The organism is Marinobacter sp., assembly GCF_048266785.1.
Classification (GTDB): Bacteria; Pseudomonadota; Gammaproteobacteria; order Pseudomonadales; family Oleiphilaceae; genus Marinobacter.
On sequence record NZ_JBLWYX010000021.1, the window covers coordinates 18867 to 41726 of the forward strand.

13 protein-coding genes are annotated in these 22860 nt (G+C 55.2%); 9 read left to right on the forward strand and 4 right to left on the reverse strand.

Annotated features, from left to right (window positions below; genetic code table 11):
• Positions 1–68 precede the first annotated feature (68 nt).
• The 8 genes from ACN0V1_RS19235 to ACN0V1_RS19270 all read left to right on the forward strand — a co-directional run bounded on the left by ACN0V1_RS19235 (position 69) and on the right by ACN0V1_RS19270 (position 15466).
• The gene (locus tag ACN0V1_RS19235) at positions 69–3401 is read left to right on the forward strand and encodes an Eco57I restriction-modification methylase domain-containing protein (RefSeq protein ID WP_417546540.1); all 3333 of its coding nucleotides are present in this window, start codon (positions 69–71) and stop codon (positions 3399–3401) included.
• Between the two features lie 57 nt (positions 3402–3458).
• A complete protein-coding gene (locus ACN0V1_RS19240) occupies positions 3459–3971 on the forward strand; it encodes an SMI1/KNR4 family protein (RefSeq protein ID WP_303877717.1) in 513 nt (170 codons plus the stop codon).
• A gap of 8 nt (positions 3972–3979) precedes the next feature.
• Positions 3980–5656, forward strand: a complete 1677-nt coding sequence (locus ACN0V1_RS19245) for a hypothetical protein (protein ID WP_303877715.1) — start codon at positions 3980–3982, stop codon at positions 5654–5656.
• A complete protein-coding gene (locus ACN0V1_RS19250) occupies positions 5653–6624 on the forward strand; it encodes a hypothetical protein (RefSeq protein ID WP_303877713.1) in 972 nt (323 codons plus the stop codon). The genes ACN0V1_RS19245 and ACN0V1_RS19250 overlap by 4 nt, the downstream gene beginning before the upstream one ends.
• A 125-nt stretch (positions 6625–6749) precedes the next feature.
• The gene (gene pglZ, locus ACN0V1_RS19255; protein WP_417546541.1) at positions 6750–9071 is read left to right on the forward strand and encodes a BREX-1 system phosphatase PglZ type B; all 2322 of its coding nucleotides are present in this window, start codon (positions 6750–6752) and stop codon (positions 9069–9071) included.
• Entirely contained in the window at positions 9068–11119 is a 2052-nt protein-coding gene (brxL, locus tag ACN0V1_RS19260) for a protease Lon-related BREX system protein BrxL (protein ID WP_221740051.1), read from the forward strand. The genes pglZ and brxL overlap by 4 nt, the downstream gene beginning before the upstream one ends.
• 304 nt (positions 11120–11423) lie before the next feature.
• A complete protein-coding gene (locus ACN0V1_RS19265; RefSeq protein ID WP_417546542.1) occupies positions 11424–13487 on the forward strand; it encodes an ATP-dependent nuclease in 2064 nt (687 codons plus the stop codon).
• Positions 13484–15466 (forward strand): UvrD-helicase domain-containing protein, encoded by a 1983-nt coding sequence (locus ACN0V1_RS19270; protein ID WP_417546543.1) that lies wholly within the window; start codon positions 13484–13486, stop codon positions 15464–15466. The genes ACN0V1_RS19265 and ACN0V1_RS19270 overlap by 4 nt, the downstream gene beginning before the upstream one ends.
• A 185-nt stretch (positions 15467–15651) precedes the next feature.
• Here the strand turns inward: ACN0V1_RS19270 and ACN0V1_RS19275 are convergent, their stop codons facing one another.
• From ACN0V1_RS19275 to ACN0V1_RS19290, 4 genes are all read right to left on the reverse strand, one after another.
• Positions 15652–16152, reverse strand: a complete 501-nt coding sequence (locus ACN0V1_RS19275; RefSeq protein ID WP_417546544.1) for a Mov34/MPN/PAD-1 family protein — start codon at positions 16150–16152, stop codon at positions 15652–15654.
• Positions 16149–17546, reverse strand: coding sequence for a HesA/MoeB/ThiF family protein (locus ACN0V1_RS19280; protein ID WP_417546555.1), 1398 nt, complete (start codon positions 17544–17546; stop codon positions 16149–16151). The genes ACN0V1_RS19275 and ACN0V1_RS19280 overlap by 4 nt, the downstream gene beginning before the upstream one ends.
• Before the next feature lie 392 nt (positions 17547–17938).
• The gene (locus ACN0V1_RS19285; RefSeq protein ID WP_417546545.1) at positions 17939–19081 is read right to left on the reverse strand and encodes an SMODS domain-containing nucleotidyltransferase; all 1143 of its coding nucleotides are present in this window, start codon (positions 19079–19081) and stop codon (positions 17939–17941) included.
• 1 nt (position 19082) lies between these two features.
• Positions 19083–20582, reverse strand: coding sequence for an SAVED domain-containing protein (locus tag ACN0V1_RS19290; protein ID WP_417546546.1), 1500 nt, complete (start codon positions 20580–20582; stop codon positions 19083–19085).
• 437 nt (positions 20583–21019) lie between these two features.
• Here ACN0V1_RS19290 and ACN0V1_RS19295 point away from each other — a divergent pair, with 437 nt between their 5' ends.
• Positions 21020–22579, forward strand: a complete 1560-nt coding sequence (locus tag ACN0V1_RS19295; protein WP_417546547.1) for an SEC-C metal-binding domain-containing protein — start codon at positions 21020–21022, stop codon at positions 22577–22579.
• Positions 22580–22860: the final 281 nt, after the last annotated feature.

The window sequence follows — 22860 nt, forward strand, 5'->3', positions numbered from 1 at the left end:
GTGGCTTGCCGGTTGATAGGGCAGGCCGACTGAATACCTACAGCACTGGCTGTGGCAAGGACGTACCCATGCGCGAGTTCCTCGACAAAAAGCTTCGCAAGCAACTGGAAACCACCGTCATCAAGGCGCGAGATATTGCCGAGCAAGCCGCGCAAGAAGCACTCACCCGGCTCAGTGTTGGCGACGCCAGCGCGGCTAGTTACCTGGATGACGAGCAGCGTGCATTGCGCAACCGCTTGCGTGCCCATGGTCGTCAGCTCGGGGATCTGCGTGATACCCGTACCGGCCAGCAGGAAACTCAGCGCCTTTGTGTGGAGATTGCCTATGAGCATTGGCACCGTATGCTCTTTGCGCGCTTCCTCGAGCAGAACCACCTGCTGATGTACGACCCGCATACCGCGCTTACCCTGGAAGAGTGCCAGGAGCTGGCAGCGGATGAAGGCTGTGCCAATGGCTGGGAGCTGGCGGGCAAGCTGGCCTCACGCATGCTGCCCCAAGTGTTTCGTGCCGACTCACCCGCTTTGGCGGTGCCCCTGGCCTTTAACCACGTACGTGCGTTGGAAAAGCTGATTGCTGACCTGGACAAGGCCACCTTCGAGGCGGCCGATAGCTTGGGCTGGGTTTACCAATACTGGCAGGCCAAGAAAAAGGATGAAGTGAACGCTTCGGGCGTGAAGATTGGAGCGGACGAACTGTCGCCGGTGACCCAACTCTTCACTGAACCCTACATGGTGCAGTTCCTGCTGGATAATAGCCTGGGCGCCTGGTGGGTGACCCACTACCCGCAGCATCGTGATTTGCTGCCACTCACCTACCTGCGCACGGTGCCGGCATCTGCCGAAGTTGATTCGACCGAAAATACCCAGGTGCCCGCCGCAGGCACTTTCGACGGTTGGCCGCAAAATCTGGCGCAGTTCAAGATGCTGGATCCGTGTTGCGGCTCGGGGCACTTCCTGGTCGCCACCCTGTTGATGCTGGTGCCGATGCGTATGGCGGCCGAAGGCCTGTCAGCAGATCAAGCCGTTGATGCGGTGATCAGCCAGAACCTCCACGGCCTGGAGCTGGATCAGCGGTGCGTCGAGCTGGCTGCTTTTGCCGTTGCTCTTGAAGCCTGGCGTTATCCCGGTGCCGGTGGTTATCGCAACTTGCCGACGCTCAATATTGCTTGTGTGGGGCAACGGATTCAGACGCCGCGTGAGCAGTGGTTGGCGCTGGCTGGCGATAACCCTGAACTCAAAGCCGGCATGGCTCGGCTGTATGACACCTTCCGTGATGCGCCGATTCTGGGCTCGCTAATTGATCCGGCCCGCAGTCTAAAAGGCGATTTGCTTACGGCTGATTGGAGCCAGGTACAGCCTCTTTTAAGCAAGGCGCTTACAGTCGGAGACGCAGGTGAGGACGACCTGCAGGAGGCGGCTATTACAGCTCAAGGGTTAGCTAGAGCTGCGGAGTTACTCGGGCATCGCTATCAGTTAGTGATTACCAACGTACCCTATTTAGCACGTGGCAAGCAGTGCGAAACTCTCAGGAGTTTCTGTGAAAGCAACTACGAGCTCGCCAAGAACGATTTGGCTAACGTATTTCTGGACCGCTGTCTGGAATTAACCACGGCCGAAGGAACCGTGCAGTTTGTCATGCCCCAGAACTGGCTATTCATGACCAGCTACAGGAAGCTTCGCGAATACCTGCTCAAGAAGGTGAGCTGGAATCTTTTGGCGCGCTTGGGCTCAGGGGCTTTTGATACGATCAGTGGCGAGGTCGTAAACGTTATTCTTTTGACTCAAACGCAAACTATGCCTGCGGAAGATTTTCTGTTGCACGGTATAGATGCGAGTAATTTTAAGTATGCGCAGGAAAAAGCGGAAACTCTGCGTAGTGAGGAGCTGGTAGCTGTTGGGCAGAAGACACAGCTGGCTAACCCGGATGCTCGGATTGCTCTTGGGGATGTGCAGCTTGGTTCTTTGCTGTCCGAGCATGCGAGTTCCTTCCTTGGGCTTGGTACCGGCGACTTTGAAAAGTTCGGACGCAATTTTTGGGAACTGGCTGGAAATGCTCCCTCGGGGTGGAGTTATTTACAGTGTTCGCCAGTTGAGCATGGCCCATTTCAAGGGCTATCGCATTTAGTTGCTTGGGACTCTTCTCAGATGCGTGTTCGTGGAATGGACTCGCTTCATCGTGAGCGTATTCATAACCAAGATCAAAGTGGTCAGCAGGCGTGGGGGAAGCGGGGTGTTTCGGTTTCAGTGATGCGTGATCTAAAAGCATCGCTTTTCCAAGGTCAAAGGTACGATAAGTCTCTGGCAGTTCTTGTTCCAAAGAGCGAATGCCACCTTGCAGCTATCTGGTCGTTCTGTTCTAGCCCTGAATTCAACTCGGCAGTGAGGCAGCTTGAACAGGCTGTCATCGTTGCAAATGGTGCACTCGTAAAAGTGCCGTTTGATTTGACTTATTGGCAGCAAGTCGCCGCCGAGCGTTACCCCGACGGCTTGCCAGAACCATACTCAGACGATCCCACCCAGTGGATTTTTCATGGTAATCCGCAGCCCGCTAGCGAGCCGCTGCAGGTCGCAGTCGCACGCTTACTTGGCTACCACTGGCCGGCAGAATCGGACGCCGAGATGGAGCTATCCGATGAGGCACGAGTCTGGATCGATCGTAGCGCTAGGCTGAATACCTTGGCCGACGACGACGGTATCGTTTGCCTTTCGCCACTGCGCGCTGAAAAAGCGGCTGATGTTCGGCTGGACGGCTTGTTGGAAGCGGCCTTCGGTGGGGATTGGACGCCGCAGCGTCGTAATCAGTTATTGGACCAGGTCGGTGCCAAAAGTCTCGACGCCTGGCTGCGAGACAAGTTCTTCGAACAGCACTGCAAGCTATTCCACCACCGCCCCTTTATCTGGCAGATCTGGGACGGCCTTAAGGATGGCTTTAGTGCTTTGGTCAATTATCACAAGCTCGACCGCAACAACCTGGAGCGGCTGATTTACACCTACCTGGATACTTGGATCAGCGACCAGCAGCGTGCTGTGAGTAAGGGTGTGGAAGGTGCAGATGTCCGCGTGGCCGCCGCCCAGAATCTGAAAGACCGTCTGGTTCGCATCCTCGAAGGCGAAGCCCCCTACGACATCTTCGTACGCTGGAAGCCAATGGAGCAGCAGCCCATTGGCTGGAACCCGGACCTCAACGACGGTGTGCGCCTCAACATCCGTCCCTTTATGACGGCTGAAGTCCTGCGCCACAACAAAAAGCCCAAGCTCAACATCGAGTGGAAAAAGGATCGCGGCAACGACGTCCCCAGTGCCCCCTGGTACACCCTGGGCCTTGAGTACGGCGAAAAAGAAGGCGCCCGCATCAACGACCACCACCTGACTTTGGCCAAGAAAAAAGACGCACAAAAATAAAACTGCAGCCCTGCCAGCTTTGTGCTGGCAGGGCTTATGCACCGCAGGAGGCGAGACATGAAGCAGCTCTGGCAGCAACTGGAAAACCACCTAAGCGCTCACAATCCCGAGCTGATTGCCGACCTAAACCCCCCGGCTACCGATGCCCAGATTCGCGAGCTCGAAAAGACCATAGGCGCGCAACTGCCTGCCGTTTTTGTCGCCTGCCTGAAAATTCATAATGGGCAAAAGGGCAAAGCTGACTGGTTGTTCGAGGGGCACGAGTTTCTCTCAATTGAGAAAATTCTGATGGACTGGGCGACCTTGAATCGGCTGCTTAAAGGTGGCGATTTCGACGGAGAAGCCGCAAAGCCGGATCCTGAAGTGATTGCTGAGTGGTGGAGCCCAAGCTGGGTGCCGTTTACTTCCAGTGGTGGTGGCGACCATCTCTGCCTGGATCTTGCGCCTTCCTCAAAGGGCACACCTGGCCAAGTCATCAAGTATTCAGGTGAGTTGCCCTCCAGGCGTTTGAAGGCATCGAGTTTCTCCAAGTGGTTTGAGTCGTTTGTGAAAGCCAAAGTCGGCTGCTGAGGTGCGATATGGAAAAAACGCTTACCGAGCTGCGCGAGGAGCGCCTGCAGAAATTATTTGCTGACTGTCAGCAGCAAGTGCTTGGGCAGATCATTGGCCCCTTTGGCCTGTCCATGGCCATGTTCGAAGACAAGAACGGGGGCAACGTTACGACGCTACGTAATTTCTCGCGCGATGACGACACCTATGTCGCGACGGAATCAGATAAGACACTTCATGCGCACTCAAAAATTGAGTATGACGAAGATGTGAGGTCACTCTACGAGGTAGACACACAAAAAAAAGCCAAGAATGCGGGTGGCAAGACTTGGGAACAAAAGCGCGCTGATAAAATAAAGTTAGGTGTGGATGAGTACACTGGCGCAGCTGTTTCATCAGATGGGAAAACTAAAGTTAAAAGCGGTGAAGTGGTAAATGCTGAGCTCGACCATGTTGTGTCGATTGGCGAAACCCACAGTACTGCGAAGAATCATCTTGCTCTAGGTAAGGTTGTTACCGATCCCGCAACAGGTGAGCAGGTGGTTGATACTTCTCGCATTCGAGAAATGGTGAATCACGATGACAATCTAGCTCTGACGAATAAGCCAGCTAACGGCTCTAAGAAAGCTCATGATCTCAAGGAGTGGGCTGGTAGGGAGAGGGCTGATGGTACGACTAACGCAGAAGAGTTTGGGTTAGACGATAAGCTGGTTAATGAGGCCTATTCGAAAGCTAGGGCTCATGCCGAGAACACGGCAAATAGCGCTCTTCTAAAGAAACAAGCAACAGAACTGCTACAAACTGGTGGCAAGCAGGCTGCTCTAATGGGCCTCAGGCAATCGCTTGGGTTGCTGTTGACTGAACTGGTCAATGGCCTTTTCAACGAATTTAAAGTACTGATCAAGGCTGGCGTTGAGGCAGGCAAGACGCTCTTCGAGGAGATCAAAGAGCGTCTTCAGCGCGTGATAGCCTCTGTGGTCAAGAAAATCCCCGCAGCTGCTTCCCAAGCCTTTCAGGGTGGGGTCAGTGGCTTTATGAGCAACCTGATCACCTTCTTGATCAACAACTTTCTCTCTACGGCCAAGCGCTTCGTTACCATCATCCGCGAGGGGCTGCTGGGTCTGGTCAAGGCTTTCAAGATGATCATGTTCCCACCTAAAGGCATGACATCCAGTGAGGCACTGCAGGAAGGATTGAAGGTCCTGACCGCCGTTGTGGTGACCAGTGTGGGCTTTCTGCTGCAGGAGAGTGTGGCGACCTTTCTAAAGACCGTGCCATTTCTCATTCCTGTCGCGGATGCGGTCTCCGGGGTATTGATTGGCATCATGACGGGGCTGCTTTCCGCATTTCTGGCGTATCAGCTGGATAACGTGTTCGCGCGTTACCGGTACGCTTATGACGAAAAACTCCTCGATGCTATAGCTACCGATGCCAAGCTCACCGAGAAAATGGCGAGTGACTTGGTGGTAGCTTCCGAAGCGTCACTCTCGTCTATCGCGAAATACGGTGAGTCGATAAAAAGCTACGAAAAAACTGGTGAGCTGTTGGGCGCGGCTGGGCGCGCATCACAAGCGGTGGCGTCCAGCCTTGCGCAAGCTGTCGAAAGTGCGAAGACGCAAGTGGTCGAGACGAAGGAGATGATTTCCTACCTCGACGAAACCAATGCATTGTTAGACGATTTTTTTGGTAAGAAGGCAACGGAATGAGCAGTTTGACTGGTAAAGAAGTCCAAATCGTTACCGCGCTATCAACAGCGGATCTGCCGGAAGCACTGATTGGTAATAGTTGCGTTAAGGAACTAGTTGGGGCTGTTGTTGGCGCACAGCAACAGACTAAAGCCGCCAACGATAAGTTGCAGGCTGCTCGCAGTGAAAAAGATTCGCAGAACGCAGTGTCAAGGTGGTGGAATAATACAGAAGATAAGATTAAAGACGCTCAGCTTGATCTTACTACGACAATTTCTAATCTAAATCGCCATTCATCTCAGTTGTTAATTTTCAACACCGCTATTTCTAAAGTCCTATGTGATCAGCAGGATATATTGCTTCGCCAGCAAAAAATTCTCGAAGAACAGGCCGCTCAGCTTAAGCAACAGAACCTGGAAATTCTCGATCAGCAGAAGGCGCTTGAGATCCAACAGGGCGAGATTAAAAAGGCGAATCAAGGGCTGATGGAGGCCAAGGGTGTTACTGCCGAACAAGCGCGCAACCTGGTCGGTTGTGTGCAAAGGGTCGAGGCGGCAGAGGAGCGGATTTCGGAGGTCAACCGCCAGCTCCTGGTAGCGATCGAGGAGCATCTCAACCAGGTTCGTAAAGATCTTGGTGCATCCCAGTCTTCGGCGGTGGCTGCCCTCGAGTCACGTGGTGACGAGCTAGTTCGGTTAATCGAAGGACATGAGCATCAGCTTGCGAGCCACTCAGCGCTGCAGCAAGAGCTTCAGGGGCGCTTGGCTCGCTTCGAGGAAGCGATGCCGCAGCAGATAGAAAAATCGATCAGCCAGCTTGTCGCTCCTGTCTTCCACCGAGTGGGGGTGCTTGAGCAGCGCAATGGCGAGCTGGCCCTACAGCAATCAAAATTGGCGAAGTGGGTGGTGGCAAGCTCCAGCTTGGCTGGAGTTGCGCTGGCAGGTCTGGCACTCGCCATGCTCCTCTTAAGGCAGAATGGGGTGTTTTAAGCGCGGTACGGAATTGCCGGCAGATGGTTTTCCGGCAGTTCCGGAAGCCGCAACCGGCAGTGCTTCATGTGATTCCGCTGAGCATCTGCGCGGCTACGGCAATCCCGAGATTTGAGTGAGAAGCGATGACCGTAATTGAGGCTTTGGCTGCGAGTCTACGTGCAGCAGCGCAGTACAACGCCAGTTCCCAGGTTGCACCTACAGCGATCCTTTGGCCTGACAAGGATCGAGAGTGGTTGCCTGTACTTGGTCAACTCCAAAGTGCGCTTCCAGAGCTTTTCTCGCTCGGAAGCTACAAGCCCGATCACCGGCAAGGCCCGGCCATATGGCTGAAGTGTGTAATCGCAGATGCGTTGCCTGAGATTTCCCTTCCGGTTGGCCAGACCCCGATCATCTATTTGCCGGGTGTGAGCCGGCAGGATTTGCGGGCGATCACTGCATGCCCTGTGGAACTGCAGCCCTTGGCCGAGTTGCAGTATCGGGGCGTGCTGTGGAGCCAGGTGAACGCCAAAGACTGGACGACCAATGCATTCTTAATTTCCCGCGCTGGTGGCCTAGGACTGGATGTAGCACAGGACGCGAAGACCCAAACTGCGATGCTACGCGCGCTCGAGCCATTGCTCGATACCGACGTCTCGCAACTCCAAGGGCGTCGACTGGAAGCCAGTGACTTCAACCAGCTTCTAAGCACAGACAGCGTCCGGGATGTGCTGACCTGGCTGTGTGATAGCAAGGGTGTGCAGGCAAGTTGGGCGGGAGCGCGTTGGGAAGCTTTTGTCGGCATCTGTCATGGCGAGTTTCTGGTCCATCCTGAGAAAGATGGGGATCTGGTCGCGGCGGAGAAGCTGTGTGCCCGGTTGGGCCCTTGGGCTCGTGTCTGGGAGCGGTTCACGGAAAACACGGCTGCCTTTTCACGGTTGCCCAATGTGTTGATGCGCTGTCAGCCTGATCTGGCAGCAGATGTCTCGACCTATCCGAGCTATAACCAGCAGCAGGAAAACGATCTGTTGGCGCAGCTGCGTTCGCTTTCCACTTGCGGTAGCAACGAGCTGCGTAAGGGGCTGATTGATCTTGATGTCCACCATGGCGTTCGTCGGTCATGGGTGTGGGCGGAAATGGGTTCGGCTCCTATCGCCCAGTTGCTCGAACCGCTGGTACTGATTGCTAAAACAGTTGGAGATAGTGGTCTTTCCGGTACCTCTCCCGAGGAAATGGCCGAGCATTATCGGAGCCATTTTTGGGTCGTTGACGATGCTCAACTCCGGGCCTTGGCGATGGCCCGAGAACCGTCAATGCAATTGTTGGTGAGGGATATCCTCAACAGCCTGTATACGCCCTGGCTGCACGAGACGGCGCTAAACTTCCAGCAGCTGGTGAGAGCGAAAGGCTATCCGGGGAGCGACGGCGTGAATGAAGCTGTTGCCACCTATCAAACCTCCAGTGAGGTCGTTTTCTTTGTCGATGGACTGCGCTATGACGTAGCGCAGCGTTTGGCAGTCCGTCTGCAAAGCTTGGGTGAGGTTAGGCAGCGGACAAATTGGGCTGCGCTGCCTTCGGTGACGGCCACGGCTAAAGCTGCCGTGATGCCGATTCATCATCAGGTAACGGGGCGTACAACCGATACTGACTTCCAGCCCAGCTTGAAGGCTGAGGACAAGCCGCTGAGCGCTCATTACTTCCGCAAGTTAATGGAAGAGGGCGGTTGGCAAGTCCTGGGGGCTGAGGAGAATGGTGATCCTCAAGGATTGGCCTGGGTGCAGACCGGCAATATCGATGAAGCCGGCCACACAGACAATCTGCGTCTGGCAGGCCGGATTGATGCTCTGCTGCAGGACGTATACCTGCGTGTTGAGGAGCTACTGCAGGCCGGCTGGCGAAAAATCCGTATCGTCACAGATCACGGTTGGCTTTTGACACCACAGCCGATGACTAAAGTCGATCTACCCAAACACCTTGCAGAGGTGCGCTGGGCTCGCTGTGCTGAAATCAAAGGCACCGTCCAAACCGTTCTGCCCACCGTCAATTGGCGCTGGAATCCAGAGCAAACGATTGCCGTTGCACCAGGGGCCAGTGCCTTCCTTGCTGGGCGTCATTACGATCATGGAGGCTTGAGCCTGCAGGAGTGTTTGACGCCAATCATCGAGGTGCTCAGCACAGCGGCGCCGTCGTTGAGGCTCAGTGCCGCCGCTATCACAAAGGTGCAGTGGTTGGGCCTGACGTGTCGCGTAGAAGTACAAAGTACAGCTGCTGATCTGAGTGTCGATTTGCGCAGCAGCCCTGCAGATCCGACGACCTCGCTTGTGCGTACTAAAAACCTCAAGGGGGGCAAGTGCAGCCTGCCGGTGGAGGACGATGATCGGGAGGGAGATGCGGTTGTGGTAGTAGTGCTGGACAGCGCTGGGAACGTGCTCGCTAAGCAGGCGACCTTGGTTGGAGATGAAGCGTGATCGAATTGGATACTCTTGACTCGAAAGCTGCGGCAGCCTTTGAGGGATATATCGTCCGCAAGGATCTGGTCAGAACCTTTGCCAGGCAATTCCCTGTGCCAACCTATGTTGTCGAGTTTTTGTTGGGTCGATACTGCGCCAGCACCGATCCCGATGAGATCGAAGAGGGTATCGAGATCGTAGAACGTCAGCTTTCCTCCCGGACCGTCAAGGCCGGCGAGGAGGAGCTGTTCAAGGCACGTGCATACAAGAACGGCACGGTGAAGTTGATTGATCTTGTAAGTGCGCGCTTTAGCCAGAAAGACAACGGTTATCTCGCAAGCCTGCCCAGCGTGCAGCTCACAAACGTTCGTATCGCAGATAAGTTAGTGGACGATAACGAGCGCCTGCTCACTGGTGGTTTCTATGCGGAAATCACGTTGGAGTACGATCCCGCGATAGCGGAGGAGCGCGGTAATCCTTTTGGCGTGCAGGATCTGCGGCCCATTCAGCTTTCGAAGCGCGACGTGCTCGACACCCTTGGCGAGGCGCGAAAAACATTCAGCAGTGAGGAGTGGAAGGACTTTCTGCTGAGGTCCATCGGCCTTGAACCTGAGAGGTTAGATGCCCGAGCCAAAGATGCGCTCCTGCTTCGTATGGTTCCGTTCGTTGAGCGGAACTACAACCTGGTTGAGCTGGGTCCCCGCGGTACGGGTAAAAGCCATCTGTTTCAGCAGGTCTCCCCCTATGCGCATCTGATCTCTGGCGGCAAGGCCACCATTGCCAAGATGTTCGTCAATAACGCCAGCGGCCAGAGAGGTCTGGTGTGCCAATACGACGTGGTCTGCTTTGACGAGATCAGCGGCATTTCCTTCGACTCGAAGGAAGGCATCAACATCATGAAAGGGTATATGGAGTCTGGCGAATTCAGTCGCGGCAAGGAGAGTATCCGTGCCGATGGTTCGCTGGTTTTCGTGGGAAATTTCGATGTAGACGTTGAGCACCAGCAGCGAGTGGGCCATCTGTTTGGGCCGCTGCCTCAGGAAATGCGTGATGACACCGCCTGGATGGATCGGATTCACTGCTTCCTACCTGGCTGGGATGTGCCCAAGATGAATCGAGAGCTGACCACCGATCATTTCGGGCTAGTGAGTGATTTTTTCTCGGAGTGCCTGAGCCGTCTCCGCTATGAGAGCAGGGTCAGTGCGCTGCAGAACCGAGTCCATCTGGGCGGCGCTTTGAGCGGCCGAGATACCAATGCGGTGAACAAGACGGTGTCCGGCCTTCTCAAGCTGCTCTATCCCGATTCATCTCAGACGATTTCAGATGAAGACCTTGAGTGGGCAACGCGCCTCGCTCTTGAGGTGCGCCGTCGGGTCAAAGAGCAGCAGAAGCGTATCGGTTCTGCTGAGTTTCGAAACACCCACTTCAGTTACTTCATTGGTGATGACGGCGTCGAGAAGTTCGTTGCGACCCCTGAGTTGCGGGCGGATAACGAGATCGGGGATGACCCCCTAGAGCCTGGCCAGATCTGGACAATCAGTGAGGGCGGGGCAGAAATTGATGATAACGCGGGCCTGTACCGGATTGAGGTCAACGAAGGGCCAGGTTCTGGAGTGAAGATCCTCAACAATCCAGTGCCACCAGCCTTCAAGGAGTCGGTGCGTTACGCCGAGCAAAATCTCTACGCTCGTGCCTCCCAGCTGATTGGTGATCGGGATCCTCGCGCACATGAGTTCACTGTCCAGCTGCGCGCTTTCGACGCCGCCAAGCGCGGCTCCAAGCTCGGTGTCGCCGCTCTGATTGCGATGTGTAGCAGTCTGCTGAAGAAGTCTGTTCGGGGCGGCTTGATTGTGGTGGGCGAGATCAACCTGGGTGGGTCTATCGAGCCGGTGCTTAACCCGGTGAGCATCGCCGAATTGGCGGTGGAGAAGGGGGCTAGTGCGCTGCTGATGCCGGTAACATGCCGGCGCCAGCTCTATGACCTGTCTGATGACATGGCGACGAAGATCGACATTCAGTTTTATCAGGATGCTAGGGACGCGTTTTTAAAGGCGATTGTTGAGTAGATTAAATTCTAACTGTAACCCACTCTTGGAGCCGCCGTAATCGGCTATTCCAGTGCCCTGCCTCCCCGAATTCCTGCAATGGCTTGTTGAGCTCTGAAGAACCAGCCAGTGGAGAAAAGGAACTGAGTTATTTCCGGCAGCATCCGTCCGCATTCCGGCCAGAAGCGGACAGTCATCCCAAGAGGTTGGTTTCGCCCGGCAGATCATGTCATAAAGCTACCAGTCATCAGGGATTAGCACTGCGTTGGCAGAAATGGCCAAGATAGGCGTCCCTGCCTCGTCATGAGTAACAGGGAGCGTCGCTGTGTACCTATCTGTTTTGAAACTAGAAAATTTCCGCCAGTTTGGCCAGGCCAACCACGGCTTGGAGGTCACCTTCAACCCAGGTGTCACCGCGCTGGTTGGGGAAAATGATGCAGGTAAAACGGCAGTCATCGATGCGATCCGGTATGTACTGCAAACCCGTGATGCCGAATACCTGAAGCTGCAACTAGAAGACTTCCATATCAATGACAGCGGAGCTCAGGCCAGCACCATTACGCTGAGGTGCACATTAGATGGTTTGAGTAAGGCCGAACTGGGTGCGTTCGCTGAGTATGTTACCTACAAGAACAGCGTAGGTCGGCTGCACATCCATTGGTCAGCCACGCGCGTCCAAGGCTCAACGCTCACACGCAGATGGGTAGATATTTCAGTGCGTTCCGGAGAGAACGGGGAAGGGCCGTCCCTGGATGCAGGGGCCCGTCTTCTGCTCGCCACTGCGTACTTGAAACCATTACGTGATGCAGAGCGCGAGATGTCGCCAGGCCGCAATTCTCGGCTCTCTCAGGTCTTGAGCAGCTTCCCAAGCATCGATGTCGGAAACGCTTTCGATACCGCGATCCCGCCTGCTAGCCCCGTTGATGCAGAAGCGTTGAGCATTGCTGGTATGGGCGACTACATGCGGTATCTGGTGAACAAGCACAGCGCTATCGTCAGCGCTGAACATGCCATCAACCAAAACTACCTAGCCCCGCTTTCTCTTACGGGACAGCCCCTGACAAGCCGTGTCAGTTTCGGCGAGGGGGGTACCGAGGATGCGAGGCTGAAACAGATCCTTGAGCGCCTAGAGCTCGGACTGCTTAATCACGCTTCGGGGGAGTCTCGGGGCGTGTATGGCCTGGGCTCGAACAACGTACTGTTTATGGCCTGCGAGCTCCTCTTGCTTGGAAAAGAGCCGGACGGCCTGCCGCTGCTATTGGTTGAAGAGCCTGAGGCTCATCTGCACCCGCAGCGGCAACTGCAGCTTATGGAGTTTCTTGAGAAGGCCGCGAAACCTGCGGATGGTTTGAGACCAGTACAGGTGGTTCTGACCACACACAGCCCGAATCTGAGCTCAAAGATTCCGATCCAGAATCTTGTGCTCATGCATCGAGGGCACGCGTTCTCCTTGGCTGAAGATCAGACCTGCTTGGGCGCAGATGACTATCGGTTCCTGAGTCGATTCCTAGATGTCACGAAAGCAGGATTGTTCTTCGCCAAAGGGCTGTTGGTGGTGGAGGGCGATGCTGAAGCGATCCTTCTGCCAGCCCTTGCGCGTAGGCTTGGAAAAGACCTGACCAAACATGGTGTGTCGGTGATCAATGTGGGCGGCGTAGGGTTACGACGCTACTCCAAGATCATGCAGCGTCGAGATACGAGCAAGGGTGAAATCTCCATTCCTACGGCGTGTATTACAGACATGGATGTCATGCCTGACTGCGCGCCTGAGATTCACGAATTGGTAACGGGGCCGACTGATCCCAAGTGGAGCAGTACTACCCGCCGCTGGAAGGCTGTGCGTGATTTCGGCGCGAATACTGCAGAGCAAGAAGCCGGTATGGCTGAGCACCGCCAGAAGCGGATGGTGAGCGACGGACAGTGCGTTCGAACCTTCGTAGCAGACCACTGGACACTCGAATATGACCTGGCCTTCTCCGGTCTTGCGCGTGAAGTGCACGCGGCAGCTTACCTAGCGATCAACGAGGAAAAGGTTGATCAGGGGAAGGTGACTAGAGCAGCTCTTTTGGTTGAGGCTGAAACCGCATTCAAGGCGATTGAGGCAGCCCACTCCACCAAGGAGGCCAGGTGTTCGGCTGTCTACAAGCTGGTCAAGAAGGCCTCCAAAACCATTACTGCCCAGCACCTGATCGACCTGATAGAAGAGCGTTTCGAAGCTAAGACGCTGGATGCGGCAACTCTGCGTGGCTCGCTATCAAAGTCTGTGATTCACGCGATCGAATACGCCACCAGTGGCTCAGCAGTACCGCCGACGGGGTCTACGGTCACGCCGGTTGCCATGGGCACTGTAGCCGACACTTCAGCGGCTGTTGAGGAGAGCGAGGAATGAACCTGACCCAGCTCATTGATCCGATAACCGATGACGATGTGGAGTGGGTCACCAACCTCATGAAATTGGAGGCATTGGACGAGCCTAGGCGCAGCTTCCTGAAGTCCATGAGCTCACTGGACGTCTCCGCTTGCCCAGGCAGCGGCAAGACCACATTGGTGGTGGCCAAGCTGGCGATCCTCGCTCGCCATTGGAAGAGTCGAACTCAGGGTATCTGCGTCCTTTCACATACCAACGCAGCGCGGGAGGAAATTGAGCATCGCTTGGGAGGCTCGGAGATTGGGCAACGTCTGCTTCGCTACCCACATTACATCGACACTATCCATGGATTCACTGGGCGATTCCTTGCTTCAGCATGGCTGCGATCGGAAGGCATTGCCCTCACGGCCATCGACGATGAACTCACGCATGCTGCTCGTAGGAAAGCACTGAAGCCCTGGGAATACGCGGGCATCAAGACAGCTTTTGAATCGGCGCACCTCAAACTCGAAAAGTTGCGCTTGCGCACTGTCGATTTCGACAACCCGCTCACAGGTTCCAGTTTCAAATTCGGGGCCCACACAGACACCTACAAAAGGGTCTGCAAAGCGATGACTCATGCAGCGAAGACAGGGTATTTTTGCTTCGATGAAGTGTTCGTGTTGGCTGATGCGCTGCTGGCTCAAGAGCCTGCGGTAGCGAGCGCTTTGCGAGCGCGTTTTCCCTGCGTTCTGGTCGATGAGATGCAAGATACGCGGTACGAGCAGGCCGACATTCTGAGCAAGGTTTTTCCGCGCCAGGATCCAGATGTTTGTGTCATCAGGGTTGGGGATCCCAACCAGGAAATTTTTGAAGAGAGGGTGGAGCTACCGGAGCCGTTTCCCGATCAGTCGCGCACCATGGAGATCGCCAGTAGCTTCCGTTTCAATCAGTCGATCGCCTCAATCGCCAATCCCTTTGCTTACCTGCCGATCACAGGTGGTTTGGTAGGGTTGAGGCAGAGTGGTGCCAGCCTGCCTGCTCCTAATACCATCATCGTCTTCCCTGATGGCGATGTGAGCAATGTGCTGGATACCTATGGGCAGCTATTGATCCAGCACCTACCTGCAGGTGTGCGGAGGTCAGGTGTCTATGCGGTTGGAGCGGTACATCGGCTGGACAATGACAAGCCAGAGCATTACCCCAAAGCGGTTGAGCATTACTGGGCACCGTATCAGTCAGAGGTTAATAAGCCTTCCTTCAAGCCACGTACATTTGCAGAGGGGGTGCACATCGCTCGTCGATATGTTGCTAAGGATGCAACTGCGGCTTTAGGCGTGGAACTGATTGCGTCCTGCTTGTTGACCCTGGTGCGCCTGGCGTTTCCCAGTGACGCGATTGTGGCGAGGTCTCGCAGTCATCAATGCGTCGAACAGCATCTTTCCGGGCGTCCTGGTGTGGCCGCTGCATATCGTAAATGGCTCGAACGGCTGTTGTTTAGCCCCGCTGGTTTTACCCAGGCGGAATGGGATGCAACAGTTGCCTCAGACTTAATGGATCTTGCGGCGGAATTGGTGTTTTCTGATCAACTGATGGCAGCAACGGATGCTGAAGCCTACCTTGCCTGGTCAACTGCTCCTCAAGTAGAAGACCCAGGCGATAACGTTGGTGCGCTGCTCAACACGTACAGGTTTGAGACCGGTTCTGAGAACGTGAACATCCGGTTGTCTTCGATTCACGCCGAGAAGGGTAAAACGCATGCTGCCACCCTGATTCTGGAAACGTACAACCGCACTCACTTCGTCAACAAGCTCTTGCCGTGGCTTGAAGGCAAAGCCTCAGCTGCGAAGCGTCCGAACGAGGCGGCAAAGAAGAGCATGATGCTCATGTACGTGGGGATGACCAGGCCGACTCATATGCTCTGTCTGGCCATGCGCAAAAGCTCGATGGGTGAGGGTAAAGCCGAGACCAAGAGGAGGACAGCACTGCAGCAGGCAGGCTGGGCAATTATCGACATTTGATACGAACACGTAATTCGCCGTTTAGATCAGTGAATCGCCCCTAGTTTCCTAAACACTCAACGACCGCTTCTGGCCGGGAGGTGCCTGTCGTAGCAGGCTGAAACCGGCCATAAGCGGCAGTCTGTTGAGCTAACCATCTTTGGACGGCATTTAGGCTGAACAGCCCGCAGGAAAGATGGCGCGTGTCAGCTATAGGAGAATGGATTTAATCTCACGCTTGGCCTATTGGCCGGAAAAACTGTTGCACTGAGCTTTACTTCTCGTGGAGGGCGTCCACCTAAGATGATCAGAATCGGTTCTCGACACGAGTATTTGGAGTTTGTCGCGATGGATCGCATGGTATGCATATCGGGGCCGCTTGGTTCCGGTGCTCCGCCAGGATGATAGTGCCACTCACCGACATAGTGAAAACCTTCATCCCAACGCGCGGCGAGCAATTCTCTCAGCCCAATTGTTCCGCGTTGGAAGGTGACTGAGCTGCTGATTGAGTCCTTGGGGTGTGATGTAATTTCCGAGATAAGGGCAACGCTCCCGTCGCTACTGTACTTCCCTATCAAAATGCCGCCCGTTTCGTGCGTTCCTGCCCGGACACAGTCACTTACCATCTTACTTAAGGCTGCAGCCTCTAAGGTCACAGTGTATGGGGCACCGGGGCTCGAGAATGAGAGCGGGACAGAGTTTTTCATTTTGCATGCTCGACTGTGCCGTCCGGCATTTGCCGGAAATACTCGTAGTGCCTTCCTGGACTCAATACGGCCCTACGTATGAATTTGCTACCAATCGCTCCCCATAGCTGAACATCATCGGCGGTCGCAGGGAATACGGCATGCCAGCATCCGATACCTTCGATCTTTGCGTCTAAGTCGTCGAAGGTAGGGGTGGGAGAGGCTGAGAATTGGGCCTTGGCATCTATAGCTGGAAAGCTCGATTCGGATGCGGCATACGCGAAAAGGCCTTCCGCTCGCCACGTCATAGCTAGGCTCACAAAGAGCTTTTCATTCTGCCAATCGAACGAAGCCAGAGCATCCAATACTTCATCGTCGCCCGTGCAGTCGACAATCACATCATAGCTTCTGACTGCTTGTTTGAGCTGTTCGCTATGGGGCGGAAACACGGTATCAAACGCCCTGACCTTTGCATCGGGCATGCATCCGTTGAGGTGCGCAGCAAGAGCCTTGGCTTTCTTGTGCCCCACCGCCTGCATGGAGAGCGTATGGCGGCTGAGATTGCCCATCATCACCCAGTCGTAATCCAGAATACCCAGTTCGCAAACGCCCATACGGAGGAGGTTCTCTGCGACTGAGCTTCCGAGGGAACCTGCGCCTATCAATACAATTCGACGCCCGCACATCTCACTCTCGGCCGCTCCCCTCGTTCTCAATTGGTCCGAGGCCCAGTTGGCTGTGCGCTGCCACTTCAGGGGTTCCTTGGATATAGCAATTTCAGCATCCCATTGGCGATGGTTGCGCTCACAGGACCTGAATCCATTTCGCCGCGCTGTCTTGTTGGCGAGTGGGGGGGATTTAATCGCAAGCCAGTGAAATCGGGATGGTGCTAACCCAACTCGTTCCGCGATCGGGAATCCCAGAAGTAGTACCCAGGGCGGCGCTCTCCGAGGACTTCGCCTAACCGCGCGCCCCATGTCAACGAGTATTTTTTCAAGATCGACGTGGTTAGCTGCTAGGCGTTCGTTTAGTTCCAGCCAAGACTTAGGCGCTTGCCAGGGAGGCGCTACTGGCATCTCAGGCAAGACAAGCCACAGGGCATCTGATGTACGTTCTTTGCTCAGCATCGAAGGCGACCATTCAGTGGTCCTGAAGATCTCGCCGTCGGCCAGTTGATATGCCGTTATGACCCGAGTGCCATCGGCCCCTTTCAACGGGCTTGTGCTTGCGTAGCCCCAACTCCCTTGGCGAGGCATCCACTGCGAAAGGCCGCCGGTGATTTCTCGAAACCCCAACAGTGGAAAGAGTGTTTGTCCGGGTAGGGGCGGAAGCTCAAGTGGGTCTCCCTCAACGCTAAGGGAATCGCTTGCCGCCGCGTCAATCCAGTTCAATAAGCGCTGCAGCAACCAGGACATGCGTTCGGCCAGGTTGCGAGGTTCGTTCGACCAGCTAGTGCGATTGAAAACTCCGATAGGTTTTTCCAAGCAAGGTTTGCCGAGCCTCCAATGACGCGGTGGATACGCTTCGCCGTTGTAATCCTGGTGAGGGAATGTGGCGGTGATGCCGTGAGTAGCATCTGGATAAACGTGAGCTGTTTCACCGCTATGGGTTGTCCAGACCACTAGCTGCCAGATCGATTCGCTTGGCACAAAGTCAGTCGGCGGTACGGAAAGACGCGCTACGAACCGGAGCGACCATTCTCCTTCCGGATGCAGCACCCAGCTACTGTCTGTATGGGTGCGTGCACCGCTGTTGATGGCATCAACAACCGACAACAGAATGCGGGGCGTTATCACTTGACAAACAGTCAAGCGAACCGCTCAGTCTTGTCAGGCTGGGCAGAGTGGTTCGGTGCGGTAAAGCCGCCATTCGACCTGTCACCACCTTGCGGGCCGGGCAGTGGGAACTTGCGCCCCAACAAGTCTTGCCACAACTGACCGCTCTCCTGGGCATCGGTGCTGTCGAGCGCTTTCCTGGCCAGCTTGGCCGCTTCGCATACTGCCGCGTAAAAGGCCTTGAAGTCTTCTACCGACAAGCGTGCGAGAACGTTGTGCTCTGGGACACCGTGGTCGGCAAGTGTTGGGACTGAATTGAGCAGGTCATAATAGGACCAGGTATCCCTGAAACTCTCCAAGGCCTGAACCAGGCCCGTCGCCATGGAGGTGGTACCGTCGACCAGGACATGCCCGATCATGTGCTCCAGTGGGTAGCCTTTCGGGTATTTAGGAAGACTTTCTGCATTCTCCTGGCGCCACCACTTCATTGCTCGCACTAGGTTCACGTAGTGGCCATTGCACGCTCGATTCTTTGCCGCCGTCCATTGAATCTGCGCGAGTGGGTGAGTGCGCCCCCACTTGCCGGCATCCCGATCCGGAAGAAACAATGGATGGGGCTTCCACTCTTCCTGAGGCGCGTCCTGAAGAGGTATCGCGTTGCCGAGCAGACCGCTAGGTGGTGTCCAACTGCGGTTCAATCGCCAGCTGGTCTCTTCTTCGAGCGAGTTAGTGGTCAACACTGACTGCGACCGGTAGAGCTGTTCTAGGAGACTGCGACGCGGGCCGTCGGTGGGCAGAGCCGTAATTACCAGGTCGAGATCCACATAGGAAAGCTCAATCCCGAATGAGCGCCCCTGGGGGCGCCATTTCCCCTTGTAGTAACGCTCCAGAAATGGCTCGAAGAGATCCATAGCCTCCTTCGGTGTCAGTCGGTTGTAATCCAGATTCGTCACCACCACGACATCGACGTCTGGACGTTTCTCACCCAGGGGGCGGACGGCTGTTGACCTGCGAACGCTGCCTTGCAGGAAGGTGGCTACGACGATGCCCTTGAGTTTCTCATCGGACTCGAGCCGGCTTCGCAAGGTCTTCGACCCGACTTTCCAATCTTCCTGCTGCGAAGGCGTTGGCCGAATTCCCGCTAGGAACTCCGCGAATTGAGGTTTGAGTTCCATGTCATTGAACCTTGAAGGTGGGGTGGTAGCTACCGTCGACGCGGCGGTTGAAATCGAACTCGTAGAAAACGCATGGGCCCATAGCTTCGACGTGTTGACCCACAAAGAAATTGACCGCATTCGGTGCCGCGCTAAATACGTGGATTTGAGCGCCGAATGGAACCCGAGCCTTGGCCACTGCCTTGGCAACGTCGTCCGCCAGGCGGGCGGCATGGGCCCCTCCCGCTACAGCGTTTTGGCCTGGCCCCTCTGTAGGCGTGATGTGCAAAATCTTGCCTATCGTCGGCTGCTTGGCGACGTAGTCCCGCACATCGTCCACAGCATCTCGAGATATGCTCAACACAAGCGCAATGTCTGGACCAGCATGGAGTTGTTCAACAGTGACATCGGTTGCGCTCTTATCTTTGCCGTCATCTGCCCGCCAAACAGATGTCCCTGAGCGCCCCTTCTGAACGAGCTCAACCTCCATGCCGGATTTCAGTCCGAGGCATCGTCCTGCCAGGAATGCGATTGAGGTATGAACGTCCAGAAACAATCGAATACGGCGTTCCGATTGCTTTATTCGCGCTAGGAACGACTCAACCGCGGGTTGAACTACAGATGCCCAATCCTCGCCTGGTCTGAGGTGACGGCCGTCAAAGTGCTGCAATAGTGAAAGAGTGTTTTCCGGTAGCGCGTCTATACGGTCGGTTGGACCATCTGCAAACGAGCGAAGGGCTACGTTGAGGAGATTCTCAGGAGGATCGGAACGAACCCAACCTTCCTCTTGGCAGAGGGTTTCGAACTGCTGACGCGTAAACTGGTACAGGCCTTTGCTCTTGAGGGACCTTGCAGCAGCGTCGAAACGGAATTCGGAACTGTCATGGCAACTGATCAGGCCAACTACTCGGAAGCGAAGGTTCACTTCTTCGCGCAGCTGAGTCAGAGACCGCTGGGCGGTTGCAATATGAAGTCCCTCCAGCACCTTCTTCAGTTCGTCGTCCGATGCGAGCTTGAGATGTTCGCGCCACAGCTTGCGAACCTTGCCCATTTTACTGGTGTCCGTTTTGCCAACCGATAGCTTGTCAAGGCGCAGGGAATAGTCCACGGCTGAAATGATCTCACCCAGTGGATCGCCATCTTTAACGCTGTCAATCGTAACAAGGTGATAAGCAGAGTTCTGAGGTGCGCTCTTTTTTGCCTGCTTCAATCTTTCCAGGAGAGACACCGATTCGGCGCCGATGAAGGCTGGATCGATGAGATCTGCGTAGCCGAATCGACCTGCGCCAGTGACATGAAACTTGATCTGGTGGTAGTCAACCGAGATGCGCACCGGCCCAGTGCTCGCCCGCGGCGGCTCATAGCGAATAATTACGTCGTCGAACGCTTTAGGACCGTCAGCCTCGTAGGAGACCTCAATGACATGTGACTGATCTGGGTCCCTTAATGCAGATGCATGAATCCAGAAAAATCGGGCTTGATAATCATGCCCGTGCCATCCGGCCGAAACCGCGTTTGCCATGCTCAATTCCTTATGCAGCGTTATGGCGAAACGCTATCGTCTCTTCAATCTGGATTCAAGCCGAAACGCTGGTTACGTGATCTCTCGATCGGCAGGCGGGAAGATGCGAAACAATCAGGGGGCTACGAAATAATGTTGGCGCGAGAAATATAGCCTCGTTCGGTTGGCTGTAACTGACTGCTTTGGCCGTTCCCTGCCTGCCAGGGGCATGAAGCATGCCGGTCAGATTCGCTGCTAATAACTGGTAAGGTTGATGAGTGCAAATGGGTGGTCAAGTCTAAGCAATTATCGACGCACGCAATCGCTCCCGCCGCATGAAGCCCTAACCAGCGCCGATGCTGGCGCCCTTCTCAAAGTCTGTGACTGACCGGTTGAGTCCCAGTATCTTGTGCCAAACATCTATCCACTCTCGCCTCACTCACGCCTTCTGGCCAACTATGAACGACATCGATTTTGCAAAGAGCGTCAGCCCCGACCTGGCCGTGCATTACGAGCAGGCTAAAGACCTGGCCTTCGTTACCCCAGCGTACGCCCTAACCCACTTGCGTAGCTTTGCAGCTGTGTTTTGCGATGAGATAGCGCCGTCGGCAAGGTTTGAGTTCAATATCGCCAGCAAGATCGAAAAGGTGCACAACGCGGCGGGCTCATCTGGGAAGATACTGTCAGCCTTGGACACCTTGCGCGACAGTGGGAATAGAGCTGCCCACCCGGAAGAATATGCGCCGGGCACCCTCGACTTCCCTTCGATGGTGGCTAAGGGGCTGCAGCTCGCTCGTGAGCTCTTGGAGCATTTGAACTGGCTGAGAACCGGCAGATCGGCAACGCCTAAATATGAAGTCATCGAGCCCACCCTGCACATCCAGCGAGACCTCAGCTACAAAGCCATATTCGAAGAGGATGCGCAGTCTCGATATACGCTAGGCGTCTACTTCAAAGAGAAAGCCGATCGAGAGAAGTCCGATTATGGGTTGCATCGTTTTGATGACGGCTATGGGGCGGCCGGTATGCTCTCGCGTGAGGCCATCGATCAGGCCATGCACTGGTTCAAATGTGCCGCCGAGAGCGATCATCCAGGTGCACAATATGAATATGGCGCGTACCTGTTTCGACTCAAGGACAACCCTGACGGGTCTATAAGTCGTCGCTACGATCGTGGGCGCGGTGAACACTATGTCTGGTGGGCATGCCAGGCGGGTCATGCGGACGCCCAAGCCATGATGGGCGACTTCTTCTTTAATGGCACTGAGCACCTTGACAGCGATTATGAGTGCGCAAGAGAGCACTATCAGAAAGCCGCTGAGCAGTCGCACCCGCGGGCATTGGCTCAACTGGGCAGAATGCATGAGCTGGGGCTTGGCGGACCGAAGAACCTCAAGAAAGCCTTCGAGTGCTCACTGAAAGCCGCAGAGTCCGGTTTCCCGCAAGCTCAATATCACCTGCACGCGCTGCATCGACAGGGGGACGCATTTGTCGGGGATCACTCTACCGCCCTCCACTGGCTAACCGCAGCCGCAGACCAACGCCATCCTGATGCCATGATGGTGTTGGCGGGGCTGATAGCGGATAAGAAAGTAGCGAATCGCAGCTTTGCAGATGCACGGCATCTTTATGAGCAGTGCTTCAACATCCCGCACCTTCGGATTCGGGCCCTGTACGCGTATGCCAATCTAGTGGCGATACACTCTGAGGATCTTCTAGAGCTGGAATCAGCACGCAATTGCATTTTGCAATGCGCGGAAGAAATCCAAGCCAATCCTGACTACCATCACTCGCTGCCGGGGTGCAACAGGATCCATAGTGTTCTCCTGAACAAGCAGGAAGCTGCCATGTCCCGTGAATTCCCTCATGTGCGGTTCCAATTTGGAGCCGCGGAGCCTGCACAGGGGGCATTGGCTTACACAGGTCCGAAAGTCGGCAGGAATGACCCATGTCCCTGTGGCAAGGGCTCTAAATATAAGCATTGCTGTATGAGATTAGAGAAGCGCTGGCAGCCCTAAGCGGCCTGCTGGAAGTTACTCAATCGAATCTAGTTCTGCGAGCCGAATACTCATCAAACCACATGCGTTCCCCGCTCTGGCCTGTACAGAATTTTGTATAGATGGTGCGGAGCTCCACGCACAAAGCTGCACCTTAACGCAACCTGAGGCCTACGGCTTTGGGTGACTGCTTCTGGCCGATTCTGTTGAAAAAGCCCCTCTGCAATGTTTGCATTCGAAAGTAGGCCTCTGACATCTGAAGCAGTTCCGCTCCCGATCAGCTTCAGATTTCGCGCAGCAAC

What these genes read in the sequence shown, in the direction of transcription:
- ACN0V1_RS19295 (WP_417546547.1), top strand. Translation starts at nt 21,020, where the DNA reads ATGAACGACATCGATTTTGCAAAGAGCGTCAGCCCCGACCTGGCCGTG.
- ACN0V1_RS19275 (WP_417546544.1), bottom strand. Translation starts at nt 16,152, where the DNA reads ATGAAAAACTCTGTCCCGCTCTCATTCTCGAGCCCCGGTGCCCCATAC.
- ACN0V1_RS19290 (WP_417546546.1), bottom strand. Translation starts at nt 20,582, where the DNA reads ATGGCAAACGCGGTTTCGGCCGGATGGCACGGGCATGATTATCAAGCC.
- ACN0V1_RS19280 (WP_417546555.1), bottom strand. Translation starts at nt 17,546, where the DNA reads ATGTCCTGGTTGCTGCAGCGCTTATTGAACTGGATTGACGCGGCGGCA.
- ACN0V1_RS19285 (WP_417546545.1), bottom strand. Translation starts at nt 19,081, where the DNA reads ATGGAACTCAAACCTCAATTCGCGGAGTTCCTAGCGGGAATTCGGCCA.
- ACN0V1_RS19245 (WP_303877715.1), top strand. Translation starts at nt 3,980, where the DNA reads ATGGAAAAAACGCTTACCGAGCTGCGCGAGGAGCGCCTGCAGAAATTA.
- ACN0V1_RS19240 (WP_303877717.1), top strand. Translation starts at nt 3,459, where the DNA reads ATGAAGCAGCTCTGGCAGCAACTGGAAAACCACCTAAGCGCTCACAAT.
- ACN0V1_RS19235 (WP_417546540.1), top strand. Translation starts at nt 69, where the DNA reads ATGCGCGAGTTCCTCGACAAAAAGCTTCGCAAGCAACTGGAAACCACC.
- ACN0V1_RS19270 (WP_417546543.1), top strand. Translation starts at nt 13,484, where the DNA reads ATGAACCTGACCCAGCTCATTGATCCGATAACCGATGACGATGTGGAG.
- pglZ (WP_417546541.1), top strand. Translation starts at nt 6,750, where the DNA reads ATGACCGTAATTGAGGCTTTGGCTGCGAGTCTACGTGCAGCAGCGCAG.
- ACN0V1_RS19250 (WP_303877713.1), top strand. Translation starts at nt 5,653, where the DNA reads ATGAGCAGTTTGACTGGTAAAGAAGTCCAAATCGTTACCGCGCTATCA.